The sequence below is a fragment of the Bacillus sp. Bos-x628 genome, from assembly GCF_040500475.1.
Taxonomy (GTDB): domain Bacteria; phylum Bacillota; class Bacilli; order Bacillales; family Bacillaceae; genus Bacillus; species Bacillus maqinnsis.
Map to the genome: position 1 here is coordinate 1,343,099 of NZ_CP159358.1, position 12,768 is coordinate 1,355,866.

At 39.5% G+C, this 12,768-nt stretch carries 12 protein-coding genes; 6 read left to right on the forward strand and 6 right to left on the reverse strand.

Going from position 1 to position 12,768, the window contains the following annotated elements:
- The first annotated feature begins 19 nt into the window (after nucleotides 1-19).
- From ugpC to ABVJ71_RS07035, 3 genes are all read left to right on the forward strand, one after another.
- Nucleotides 20-1,126 carry a sn-glycerol-3-phosphate ABC transporter ATP-binding protein UgpC gene (gene ugpC / locus ABVJ71_RS07025; protein ID WP_353856247.1) on the forward strand — a complete coding sequence of 369 codons (1,107 nt, stop codon included), beginning with the start codon at nucleotides 20-22 and terminating at the stop codon, nucleotides 1,124-1,126.
- A 236-nt stretch (nucleotides 1,127-1,362) separates the two neighbouring features.
- Nucleotides 1,363-1,566 carry an alpha/beta-type small acid-soluble spore protein gene (locus ABVJ71_RS07030; protein ID WP_353856248.1) on the forward strand — a complete coding sequence of 68 codons (204 nt, stop codon included), beginning with the start codon at nucleotides 1,363-1,365 and terminating at the stop codon, nucleotides 1,564-1,566.
- 282 nt (nucleotides 1,567-1,848) lie between these two features.
- Nucleotides 1,849-2,466 (forward strand): NAD(P)H-binding protein, encoded by a 618-nt coding sequence (locus ABVJ71_RS07035; RefSeq protein ID WP_353856249.1) that lies wholly within the window; start codon nucleotides 1,849-1,851, stop codon nucleotides 2,464-2,466.
- A 227-nt stretch (nucleotides 2,467-2,693) separates the two neighbouring features.
- Here ABVJ71_RS07035 and ABVJ71_RS07040 read toward each other — a convergent pair whose 3' ends face one another.
- Nucleotides 2,694-4,709: an ABC transporter ATP-binding protein gene (locus ABVJ71_RS07040; RefSeq protein WP_353856250.1), complete on the reverse strand. Its 2,016-nt coding sequence runs from the start codon at nucleotides 4,707-4,709 to the stop codon at nucleotides 2,694-2,696.
- Entirely contained in the window at nucleotides 4,706-6,463 is a 1,758-nt protein-coding gene (locus ABVJ71_RS07045; RefSeq protein WP_353856251.1) for an ABC transporter transmembrane domain-containing protein, read from the reverse strand. The genes ABVJ71_RS07040 and ABVJ71_RS07045 overlap by 4 nt, the downstream gene beginning before the upstream one ends.
- Before the next feature lie 561 nt (nucleotides 6,464-7,024).
- Here ABVJ71_RS07045 and ABVJ71_RS07050 point away from each other — a divergent pair.
- Entirely contained in the window at nucleotides 7,025-7,528 is a 504-nt protein-coding gene (locus ABVJ71_RS07050; protein WP_353856598.1) for a universal stress protein, read from the forward strand.
- Nucleotides 7,529-7,569: 41 nt separating this feature from the next.
- Here the strand turns inward: ABVJ71_RS07050 and dat are convergent, their stop codons facing one another.
- The gene (dat, locus tag ABVJ71_RS07055) at nucleotides 7,570-8,427 is read right to left on the reverse strand and encodes a D-amino-acid transaminase (protein WP_353856252.1); all 858 of its coding nucleotides are present in this window, start codon (nucleotides 8,425-8,427) and stop codon (nucleotides 7,570-7,572) included.
- 295 nt (nucleotides 8,428-8,722) lie between these two features.
- On the opposite strand from dat, the gene ABVJ71_RS07060 reads away from it, so the two are divergent.
- On the forward strand, nucleotides 8,723-9,577 hold the full coding sequence (locus tag ABVJ71_RS07060) for a polysaccharide deacetylase family protein (RefSeq protein ID WP_353856253.1): 855 nt from the start codon (nucleotides 8,723-8,725) through the stop codon (nucleotides 9,575-9,577).
- Between the two features lie 54 nt (nucleotides 9,578-9,631).
- On the opposite strand, the gene ABVJ71_RS07065 is transcribed toward ABVJ71_RS07060, so the two are convergent.
- The 3 genes from ABVJ71_RS07065 to ABVJ71_RS07075 form a co-directional block, all read right to left on the reverse strand.
- The gene (locus ABVJ71_RS07065; RefSeq protein ID WP_353856254.1) at nucleotides 9,632-10,378 is read right to left on the reverse strand and encodes an NAD-dependent protein deacylase; all 747 of its coding nucleotides are present in this window, start codon (nucleotides 10,376-10,378) and stop codon (nucleotides 9,632-9,634) included.
- A 15-nt stretch (nucleotides 10,379-10,393) separates the two neighbouring features.
- A complete protein-coding gene (locus ABVJ71_RS07070) occupies nucleotides 10,394-11,482 on the reverse strand; it encodes a mechanosensitive ion channel family protein (RefSeq protein WP_353856255.1) in 1,089 nt (362 codons plus the stop codon).
- A 160-nt stretch (nucleotides 11,483-11,642) separates the two neighbouring features.
- Entirely contained in the window at nucleotides 11,643-11,744 is a 102-nt protein-coding gene (locus tag ABVJ71_RS07075; RefSeq protein ID WP_226567105.1) for a YhdX family protein, read from the reverse strand.
- A 304-nt stretch (nucleotides 11,745-12,048) separates the two neighbouring features.
- Between ABVJ71_RS07075 and ABVJ71_RS07080 the strand changes: the two genes are divergently transcribed.
- A complete protein-coding gene (locus tag ABVJ71_RS07080) occupies nucleotides 12,049-12,768 on the forward strand; it encodes a glycerophosphodiester phosphodiesterase family protein (protein WP_353856256.1) in 720 nt (239 codons plus the stop codon).

Sequence of the window (12,768 nt, forward strand, 5' to 3'; positions counted from 1 at the left end):
AACAGGGAGGCTACGGCAAATGGCTGAAATGATGCTCGATCACATTTATAAAGTATATGATAACAAAGTGACCGCAGTAGATAACTTTAATCTTCATATACATGATAAAGAATTTATTGTTTTTGTTGGTCCATCAGGCTGTGGGAAATCAACTACGCTTCGAATGATCGCAGGTCTTGAAGAGATTTCACAAGGGGATTTTCTGTTAGATGGCAAACGAATGAATGACGTCGCACCGAAGGATCGGGATATTGCGATGGTCTTCCAAAACTATGCTTTATACCCTCACATGAATGTGTACGATAATATGGCCTTTGGATTAAAGCTGAGGAAGTTCCCTAAAACGGAAATTGATGAGCGGGTTCGAAATGCTGCCAAAATTCTAGGTCTTGAACCATATTTGGACCGAAAGCCTAAAGCTTTGTCAGGCGGACAAAGACAGCGTGTTGCTCTTGGCAGAGCCATTGTTCGAGATGCAAAAGTCTTCCTTTTAGATGAACCGCTTTCCAATTTAGATGCAAAATTACGTGTTCAGATGCGTGCTGAAATATCTAAACTTCATCAGCGCCTGCAAACGACCTTCATCTATGTAACTCATGATCAAACAGAAGCGATGACTATGGCAACAAGGCTTGTTGTCATGAAGGATGGCCTTATTCAACAGGTTGGAGCACCTAAGGATGTATATGAAAATCCTGAAAACGTCTTTGTTGGAGGATTTATTGGGTCTCCTGCCATGAACTTTTTCACAGGAAAACTCTCTGACGGCGCCATCGCTGTTGGAAAAACGCACATTCGTGTGCCAGAAGGAAAAATGAAAGTATTGCGCAGTCAAGGTTACATCGGAAAGAATGTGATTCTTGGAATTAGACCTGAAGATTTCCATGATGAACCTGTCTTTATTGAGGCATCTGAAGGTACAAAAATTGAGGCACATGTAGAAGTGGCTGAACTTATGGGAGCGGAAACGATGCTTTATTCTTCTCTTGAAGGCCAATCTTTTATTGCACGTGTTGATTCTCGTACGGATATTCAGGCAGGTCAGTCTTTACCGCTTGCTATTGATATGAATAAAGCTCACTTCTTTGATATTGACACTGAAGAACGCATTCGGTCAGCTCAATAAAGAGAAACTTGCTCCATTACCCGCTTGTTGGGTGATGGTTTTTTTAATTCATTGAGGAACATTTAAAACAAGATTTACCATGTTCTTTTTTTGTATGTTTTCTTAGCAAATAACCATAATATTTAGTACAAAGGGCTTGTCGCATTGGGTTCGCCAAGTGGCAAATGACAACTTTCATTCGCTGGTGCGATTCCAGCAAACCCAACCAAATCATATATAAAAAGGAGATTCACATCATGGCAAATTCTAATAGTTCAAATCAATTACTCGTTCCAGGAGCAGAGCAAGCAATCGATCAAATGAAATACGAAATCGCTTCTGAGTTTGGTGTAAACCTTGGACCAGAAACAACAGCTCGTGCTAACGGTTCAGTAGGTGGAGAAATCACAAAACGTCTTGTATCTTACGCTCAGCAACATCTTGGCGGAACAAAAGCTTAATTTCATATGTGGCGAATAGAAGGCACTTTTATGGTGTCTTCTTTTTTTGTTTTCATCCGCACCAATCTCCTTTCTGCTCATATCATGTATGAGAAAGGAGCAAATCTACATGGACATTATTTCTGGTGTTAATTTTGAGTTATTACAATTTGTTGGCATTTCTTTATTATGTGAATATGCTCATAGTATTCGGTCCTTTCACCTTTACAAAAAAAGCATGATATAAAATGATACCATTTTGGGTCTTTTTCACTTATAGTATGTAGTGGAGGGATCGAACAGATGAAAATAGCTCTTTTCGGTGCTCATGGACGTGTAGGACAAGCATTTCTTCGTTTCGTTCACGTAGATGACCGTTACATGGTTCGTTCATTGATTCGAACGAATCGGGAAGGAATGCTTGCGGGTATGTTTCAAGTCACCGGCAATTCAAGAAATCAAGAGGATGTGCTTGCCACGATCAAGGGAGCAGATATCGTTGTGAGCTGTCTGTCAACAGATGGAGATGATACCTTATCTGTTTCAATGAAACATATCGTACAAGCCATGCAGCAAACAGGTACATCAAGGATTATCTCGATTGGTACTGCGGGTATCCTAAAGGCAAGGCAACAGCCGGAGCTGTATCGCTTTGAAACAAATGAATCGAAGCGGACAACTACTCGAGCAGCAAAAGAGCATGCCAAAGCATTTGAAATCCTTCAATCGACTGATCTAGATTGGACCATTATTTGTCCTACCTATTTACCAGATGGAAAGGTGACAAGATCATATCGCTATGAGAAAGACTTTCTCCCGATAGATGGAAAGAGAATTTCAGTTGAAGATACCGCACATTTTTTGTATCAGCAATTAAATTCAAAGGAATTTGTGCATCATCGAGTTGGCATCGCTTACTAATTATTTAACAAGTGCAAACCGTATAGGACAAGCAAAAAGCTGAGGTGTCAGGAAAAAGCCTCGGCTTTTTTCGTATTGTATCGGATGATCTTAAGCGGCACCGAAAGCTTCTCAACATGCACCATATGTTCATAAAGAGTCAGAAAATATTTTTCACATAGAAAAAGCCCCTTTCGATTGAAAGAGACTCGTTCCGTTATGATCACTTTTTCTAGCGGCTTTTCTTTTTAACTGCTAGCGACAGTCCCCTTTTGCAGTTCGTACATTTGGGCATACAGCCCACCTTCTTTCATTAGTTGCTCATGGTTGCCGCGCTCCACAATTTCACCCTTTTCTAAAACCAAGATCATATCGGCTTTTTTAATTGTGGATAATCGGTGAGCAATCACTAAGGTCGTACGCCCTTTTTTTACTACATCAAGCGCTCTCTGAATAATGGCTTCTGTTTCTGTATCAATGTTGGCGGTTGCTTCATCCAAAATTAAGATCGCTGGATCATACGCTAGTGCACGGGCAAACGAGATTAACTGACGTTCACCAGAGGATAGTGTACTTCCCTTTTCGACTACAGGTTCATCAAATCCTTGAGGCAAGTGCTTTAATAACTCTGTTGCACCTACTTGCTGAAGAGAAGATTCGATCGTTTCTCTGCTAATTTCTTCATTCCCTAAACTTACATTTGATGCAATGGTTCCAGAAAATAAATATGGATCTTGCAGGACGATGCCCATTTGTTTACGCAAGGTTTGACGAGACTTATGATAAATGCTTTCCCCGTCAATGAGAATGTCTCCTTTTTGAATATCATAAAAACGCAGCAGCAAATTCATAATCGAGCTTTTCCCAGAACCTGTATGCCCTACTAGAGCAACAGTTTGCCCCTTTTTCGCTTCAAAGGTGATGTTCTTTAGCACGTTTTCCCCCTCATGATAAGCGAAGGTAACATCTTGAAAAGCAACGTGTCCTTCGATTTTCTGCTGAACGGGCTCCTCCACTTTTGTTCCTGGCTCATCTAATAGTTGAAAGACTCTTTCAGATGAAACCCTTGCTAATTCTAGTCTTGAAAATTGATTCACAATACCTGTAATCGGCTGGAACAATCGGTTCAAGTAATCCACAAATGCGTAGAGCACCCCAATGGATACAATGCCTGTCGCACTTAATGAAGCGCCTCCGAAGTACCAAATGAGCGCCACATAGGCAACATTACGAAGCAGGTTGACTAAGTTGTGTGAAAGTAGCGAATTTAAATGCAGCATTTTCCGCTGATAATTAAAGTGGTCGTTATTTAGTGCATCAAATTCTTCCTTCGTCGCTTTTTCATGGCGAAACGCTTGAATGATCGTCATTCCTTGAATGGCTTCATTTAGCTTGGCGTTGATCTCACTGATGATTGAACGTATCCGGTGGTTGTACACCGATGCAAATTTTCGGTAAGTCATCGACCATAAGAAGATAATCGGCACTGCCAGCAAACAAATGAGTGCTAGCTTGACATTCAATAAAAACATTGCGATATAAATTCCGATCATGTAGATGGCACTTGTCACAAAATTCGCCAATACCGTCACATATAAATCTCGAATGGTTTCCGTATCATTGGTAATTCTTGCAACAACCTTTCCAGCTGGTAAATTATCAAAATAGCGAATCGGCAGTGTTTGAATATGTTCAAATACATCTATCCTCATTTTTTGAATGATGCGATTTGCTATACGCTGGAGTAAATAATGCTGTCCATACTGAAAGAAAATAGCGATCATCAATAGCCCTAAATAGAACAGAACAAGCTTTACTAAACCGCTTATTTCTGGCTGATAAAAAGCAAAAATCTCAGCCTTTGATAAGCGTTCTACTTGATAGGTTTTGCGCTGTTTTCCATTTTCAATGGTCAGCTCATTTCCAGATAGAGTGCGTTTTCCATCAAAACGAATTGGCTCATCAACAAAATAGTAACCGAATCCGACTTGAACCACATTGATTTTCTTTCCTGTTTCGTTTCCACTTATTAATCGGTCATGCCGTATATACTCTTTTCCCCGATAATTCACCGTTTCTTCTGTTTTTTCATTCACTTGAATATACGGTTTTTCAACACCTAGAATATGATCATCAATCATTTTCTTCCCAATAAATGGTCCTGTCAACTCGGCGCCCACAGCGATAATGAGAAAGATCAAGGCAACGGACAACATCTTTTTATATTGGAGTGCATAGGCAAGGAGTCTTCTTCCTGTTGTCATGCCTCATCCCCTCCTTCCAACTGGTTTGTCAGTTGCTGACGCAGAAATTGTTCTTTGTACCATCCATCTTGCTGAATGAGTTCTTGATGCGTTCCCTGCTGAACGATGCGTCCTTGCTCCATCACAAGAATGATATCTGCGTGCTCAACGGCTGATAGACGGTGTGTCGTAATAAACGTCGTTTTCCCATGACGATTTTGTCTTAAATTTTTTAAGATGGCGGTTTCTGTTTTCGCATCTACTGCAGATAACGAGTCATCTAAAATCAAAATCTCTGGGTCAATTAAAAGGGCACGTGCAATCGAAATTCGCTGCTTTTGTCCACCTGAAAGTGCGACACCTTTTTCCCCAACCATTGTCTCTAAACCTTTTGGCAGTAGGCGGACATCTTTTTCAAAGTAGGCGTCTTTGATCGTCTGCGCTAATTCATTCTTTCCAGCTTCCCTATGGCCAAATCTTATATTTTCTTCTACACTTTTTGAAAAAAGAATATGGTCTTGCGGAACATATCCAATCCATTGATACAATTGATCTAATTCAATCTCTTGTATAGGGACACCAGAAAGTAATATTTGTCCATCACCTGAAGGATATTGGCGCAGGAGCTGTTTGACGATTGTTGTTTTGCCGCTTCCTGTTTTTCCTGTAATCCCGATTGTTTGCCCTTTTCGAACAGTGAAGGATACATCGACTAAATTATCTTTAGAAGAGGCGGGATATCTGAATGTAACATGGTCAAATTGAATATCTCCAGGCTCTTGTAAAGCCTTTGGCTCATCTAAGTCTGTCACGTCTGGCTTGTAGCTAAGCGTATGGTTCAACCGATCTAACGATGCATTTCCTCTTTGCATGATGTTAATCAGCTCACCAATAGCAAACATTGGCCAAATCATCATCCCAAGGTATACGTTAAATGCCACAAGTTGACCAAGTGTTAAATGACTTTGAAACACGAGATATGCCCCGTAACCAATCCCAATCAAGTAACTGATTCCAACAAGCAATTTTACTGTCGGCTCAAATAATGAATCAATGATCGCGACACGCATATTCTTGTGAAACACATCATCTGTCATTTGACGAAAGCGTTCGACATCTTGCTTTTCTTGTACAAATGACCGAATGACGCGTACACCTGCTACTGACTCAAGCACACGATCGTTCATATCGCCAAATGCATCCTGAGCAACCGTGAACCGTTCATGAATTTTCTTTCCATAAAAAGTAACCAACATCGCCATTAGCGGCATTGGGATCATGGCCATAAAGGTTAATTTCCAACTAATAGTAAGACCCATTGTAAAAAAGATTGTGAGCATATAAGCCGTGGAATCAACCAATGTCAGCACACCAAAACCCGTCGTTAACGCAATGGCATTTAAATCATTTGTACCTAAAGCCATTAAATTGCCTGTTTTTTTCTTTTCATAAAACGTAGGTGTCATCTTCAGTAAATGACGCATCAGCTTTCTGCGCAGCACACGCTCCATGACATTTGCGCCACCAAATAACTGATACATCCAAACATATGTTAGCGTATAGACCACAACACCAAGAAAACAAAAGACCGTCACGTAAAACACAATACTAGATGAAGTAAATTGACCAGAACGAATGTCGTCAACCGCCTGCCCTAGATATTTAGGCGGCAGCATTTCAATTACGTTCAGAATGAGCAGTAACGTAATGGCGATTGTGTATCGCCTCCACTCTTGTTTAAAGAACCAGCCTAATTTCACAAATACTGAAAACATGTTTGTCTCTCCCTTTTAAAGCTAACCGCTTTCTACATTTTCCCGGCTGTCACCCTGTTTATTTTTCCTAACGTTTGTCATTTTTCTTGCTTTTGGCATATTCACATGCTTTCACTCCTCTTTTATTGAATCGTTGATCACATTCCATTATTTCGATAAACGAAATGTATTCAACAAAAAAAGAGGCAACCAGCTAAACTGGTACGCCTCTTTCATACATAAGAAAAAGGCGCATGTTGACAAATACGCAACATACGCCTTGATATCATACGATCAATTAGAACAAAACTGTTCTTTTTCAATGACCAATGAAGGTGTGACTGTCACGTGAATCAACCCATTTATGCATTTTGGTTTCATTCTGGCAATGTTGCACATGACATTTCCTCCTTTTGGCTCTTGAATCTTTTTTTATCTTATAGTAACTGTCACTATTTTGTCAATAAATATTTTTCAATAAATGAAATTTTCTAACAAAAAGACTTGTGCCTTCATGTGTATCTTTTCCTCATAACGGGTATACCATGATTGTATTGACTCCTTTTGAAAGGAATGAGGAAATTGTTTCAAGCTGATCGGATGGTCGTTGCGTTTGATGGACATGAAGACAGTAAGAAAGCATTAAAAAAGGCAATCGCTCTAGCCAAAACTTTTCATGCCAAGCTGACAGTCGCTTATGCACATGATGGTAAATCAAACAGACAAGTGTTTGATGCCCCTCGTCCAATAACTGACGGCGCATATATCGGCGGCGGAATGGCAGATCTTCAAATACCTCCAGTGTATGTGCCTCATGATGAACAGCAAAATCCCATATTTGAAGATCATACAGAAGAGGTAGTCACTGAAGCGAAGATGATCCTAAATGAAGAACAATTTGAAGCAGCCATTGAAATTGTCGAGGGAGAACCAGCAGATGCGATTATCGAATATGCTGAAACAATATCAGCGGACCTCATTGTGATGGGAGCACGTGACCAAAGCAGATTGAAAAAAATGCTGTTTGGCAGTGTCAGTGAAAAGCTTTCATCAAAATCAGATATCCCTGTGCTTATTGTGAAATAAATAAGAAAAGGCTGTAAGCGAATGTTTACAGCCTTTTTCATTTATGAGGAAATGGATGCTTCACTTTCATGCTTGATTTTTTGTTGAAAACCTTCCTGTATACGCTTCGTTATATCTCCAGGAACACCTTTTCCTACTGGCTTTCCTTCTAATTCAGTAATCGGAACCACTTCAGCAGTAGTTGAACTGATGAAGATTTCTTGTGCACAGAGTAGCTCTTCTTTGCTGATACGTGTTTCTTCCACGCTACAACCTTGTTCAGCACATACCTCTAACAGCTTCCTGCGGGTAATTCCATTCAATATTAAATTGTTTGCTGGGTGTGTACGAATGACTCCATCAATGACTGCATATACATTCGAGGAGGTTCCTTCTGTCACAAAACCGTCTCTGACTAAAATCGCTTCAAACGCCCCCGCCTTAGAAGCCTTTTGTTTTTCCATGACATTATATAAGAGATTCAAACTTTTAATATCACACCTTAACCAGCGAAGATCCTCTGATAACAATGCCTTTGCACCGGCTGTTTGCTCTTGAACAGGCTTTTTCACCTGAAACGTGTAAGCCGTAATTTGAGGGATGAGAGAATCATTGTATTGATGTTTACGAGGAGCTACTCCTCTTGTGACTTGAATATACACGCCGCCATCTGTTAATTGGTTGGCAGCAACTAGCTGCTTTAATTTTTCTTCCATATCCGATACCGTACCTTTCAGATAGATGCCGATTTCTTTCGCACTATTGAAAAGACGCTCCGTGTGCTCTTTTAACGTGAACAAAGTACCATTGTAAACACGGATGACCTCATAGACACCGTCACCAAATTGATAACCTCTGTCCTCAATATCAACACGTGCATCCTTTTTTTCAATTAAATCTCCATTGTACAATACTTTCATATGGATTCTCTCCTTCGCTTTGCTTTAATGGTTGATTCTGATGCTATCTTAGCGGATAAATGTAAACGATTCAATGATGATTCAAAATTATTTCATATCTTCATCATGGATAACCTTTTATTTTAACAAATATAGATTCATAACCAAAAAGATTCCAATTTTTTAGCATCTTCTATATTCATAGGCTCTATTTTCCTGTATACTTACACAATATGAGCACGACAAAATACATTATAAAAAGACAAATCCAAGACATGATTCGACACAAACTTTTTGATTTATTGGAGCGATTGTAATGCAACGGGTTACAAAAAAACAGACACCTTCAAATGTAATGCTTCTCTCAAAGGCGATTGGTTTAGTGATTCTCACACTTATTCTTTTTTTTATATGGGATGTGTCTAAAACCAATATGCAAGCGGCAGATCAAAAAGCTGAAATGTCTGCTAGCAGTGAATTCCGAGACACCAGCATTAGTCTGAAAGCAAAAGATGATTCAGCCAAAACATTAGATGCACATTTTAAGATCAATCCAAACAAACATGTAACGGACAAAACGATTTTTTTCACATTTGATGACGGTCCTTCTGCTACGTCAAACGAGCTATTAGATGTGTTAAAGGCATATGAAGTCAAAGCGACATTTTTTATGCTTGGGCGGCAAATCAAAGAGCACCCATTAGCTGTGAAAAGAATGCATCAAGAAGGACATCAATTAGGGCTTCATGGCATCACACATGATGTGAAACGCTTCTATCAGTATAGCGATTCTCCCGTAAATGAAATGAAAGAAGATCAACGCATTCTAGCATCTGTCACAGGAGAATATACACATCTTGTGAGAACACCATATGGCAGTGTCCCGAATTTAACAGATCAGCAAAAAACACGTCTTAAAGAAAAAGGCTTTATTTACTGGGATTGGACAATTGATAGCCTTGACTGGAAATATAAAAGCTCAAAATATGTTCCAGAGGTATTGAACCAACTACATGTGCTTGAAACAAAAAACCAAAAGGAACCTAAAATTATTTTAATGCATGATCAGCCCGCTACTGCTAAATATCTAGGCAGCCTTATCACTCAGCTTAAAGCGAAGGGTTATACATTTGAAGTACTTGATGAAACAATGAGTCCACTACATCAATAAATAATTGGAACGAACCATAACAAGCCCGCACCTTTGCATGATGCGGGCTTGTCTTTATAGAGATTCTACGAGATCACCGATCCGTTCGTGAAAAACTAGATCAAATAACGGATCATATTCTGTTTCACTCAAGTTTACCATCACCTTAAAGATGGAAGGAAATCGGGCAGCATCTTCCGGAATATATCGGGCAGGAGCCACTTCTAGGGACGTTCCAATGACCAGCAACACCTCTGTTTCCTGGAGTGACCGTTCCACTTGGTCAAAATGCTGCACCCTGTCTCCAAAAAGAACTACATCTGGTTTCAGCACACGACCACATGGTTTGCCACTCGAGGAATTCTTTTGACAAACCGGCACTTCTTCTTTTAGTAAAAAGGGGAGGTCATATTGCGTCTGACATGAAGGACAAGTCGCTGTTTGAATCGAACCATGCAGTTCATAGACATGAAGGCTTCCCGCCTTTTTATGCAGGCCGTCGATATTTTGAGTGAAAATATCCACGTGCTTTCCTTGCTTCTCAAGGTTGGCTAAAAAAGCATGCCCTCTATTTGGCTCGTAATCTCCACTCATTTTCATTTGAAACAATTCCTTGAATTTTGGCCAAAATTGATGGGGATGTGATAAAAAATAGGACCGGCTCATCGCCTCCATCCGAGATGTGTCTTCTGTCCATAATCCACCTGTTGACCGGAAATCTGGGATACCTGACTCAGTGCTCATCCCAGCACCTGAAAGTACCGTGATATGTTCAGCTTGTGCCAATTTTTCTCTTAGCGCTGCCACTTTTATGTGATCCACACCACTTCCCCCTTTTTATTCACTAGTCTGCTTTTCACCCTTTTGTTTCATGTAAATGGTTTGACCTGGGAAGGCAAATTCTACGCCTTCTTGATGGAAAATATCAATAATGCGAAAGTTAATGTCTTGTTTAATATTCAGGTTCTCTGACCAAACAGTTGTGTTTGTATAAAAGTTGAAAAATAAATTCAAATAGCTGTCTGCCAAAAGATCGAGGTTCACCATAATGGTTTCCTTATGAACACCATCATGCTCTTGCAACATTTCTTTTAGACGCTTGATGCATTTATCAATATTTTCCTTCGGTGTATTGTAGGAAACATGAACCGAGAATGTAATCTGCCGCTTATTCATTCTTGTCCAGTTTGTAATTGGCTCTTTTGAAAGTGTGGAATTCGGAACCGTCACAACCGCTTCGGCAGGTGTTCTAAACTTTGTGCTCCTAAATGAAATGTCCTCTACAGTACCTAACACACTCGGTGTCTCCACAAAATCACCCATTGTAAATGGCTTTTCTGTAATAATCACAACTCCTCCGAAGAAGTTCGCCACCGTGTCCTGTGCGGCTAGCGCAAATGCTAGACCTCCTAGACCAAGCCCTGCCACAAGCCCATTCACATCATAGTTAAATTCTTGTGCAATGATACTAATACTCAGTGCAATAATAATGAAGCGAAGCACTTTTGATAAAAATGGTGCTAGAATATCATCCATTTCTAATTCAAACTTCGATTTGACCGTTTGAAATAAGAAGGAAGAAGAAGCGGTTAAATGACAAAGCCCCCACGTCAACATCAATATAATTGAAGACCTATACAGCTTAATAATGACATCCATATGGTGCTCAAAGTATGGCGCCTGTCTTAAAGCGAAATATAAACCTAGTACCACAAAAAACATTCTGGCAGGCTTTTCGAACGCCACTACAATTTGATTAAAGACTTCTGTTTTAGACTTATTTGTCAATTTAAAAATAATATGAAACAAATAATTCGTAAACACCTTTCGAAGCAATAAAAAAAGCAATAAAATACAAAGACTAATCCCAATTTGGGTTGCAATATCCAATGTAAAATACGTATCCATAAATTTTTGTGTAAACATGTCTGTCTCTCCTTTAAAGCAATCCTCTCTATTATAATATAATCTTCGTTTAAGTCCTCTCTTAAATGTCTGACCTCTATGCAAAAAACCTCGGGACAACTCCCGAGGCATAATAATTAGTTATGAAATTTTGGCTAGAGACATATCGACGGGCAACAAACTACTTTTTCTTCTGAGTCTGATCAAGGAGAGTCGCTTTAAACATTTCAGCATCCGTTTCGACCTTAATACGTTCTTCCACTCTAATTCTCCCTTTACCCAATCATCTCGCCTCCTTTTCACCATTATAAAAACATCAGAATTTTCAGTCAATATGACGAAAGCACTATTAATTTGAGGAACGCTGACGATTTGGACAAAATTGATCGAAGAAAAATTGATGTCATTCAGATGTACTCAATAAAAGCATGACTTATGCCTGAAACTTTCACATGACGACATGAATTGAAGTCACACACTCCTTGAATATCACATACTGCTTTCTCCCCTTACATAGAGTAAATAAGGAAAATCTAGAAAGCATCTGATATGATAAGACCAGAACTTATTGCAGGGAGCTGGAGCATGTGTATATTATTGCGCATAGAGGATCATCAAGCGATGCCCCAGAAAATACGATAGCCGCTTTCGATTTAGCAGTTCAGCAAGGTGCAGATTATCTTGAGTTAGACGTTCAGTTTACAATGGATCAGCAGGTCGTTGTGATACATGATGATACAGTTGATCGAACGACAGATGGCAGCGGACCAGTCATGGGGTATACACTTGATGAGCTAAAAAAACTAGATGCCGGAAGCTGGTTTCATCAAAGGTATGCCAATGAACGAGTGCCAACCTTACAAGAAATTCTTGAAAGATATAGTCAACGTGTCGGCATATTAATTGAGTTAAAGCATCCAAAACGACAGATTGGCATTGAAAAGGCAGTTAGCGAGATCATTAATCGGTTCTCATATTCACGTCATATCATGGTTCAATCTTTTAATGACACTGCGCTTCAACGAATCAAAGCTTACTGCCCTGCTCTTCAAACAGCTTTTATTATTAAGCCATCAGTTGGAAAACTGATGAAAAGAAAATTAGCGGTTTACAGCACCTTCGCTGATTGCCTAAATATGAAAAAAACCATGATGAATCGTTTTTGGATAGACCGCATCCACTCAAGTGGGATGGATGTATTTATATGGACAATAAAAGATCAAAAAACAGCCAATCGTATAAAAAAATACCCAATTGATGGAGTGGTTACTGATCATCCACTTTTTTTCAAAAGGAGAAATGATTGA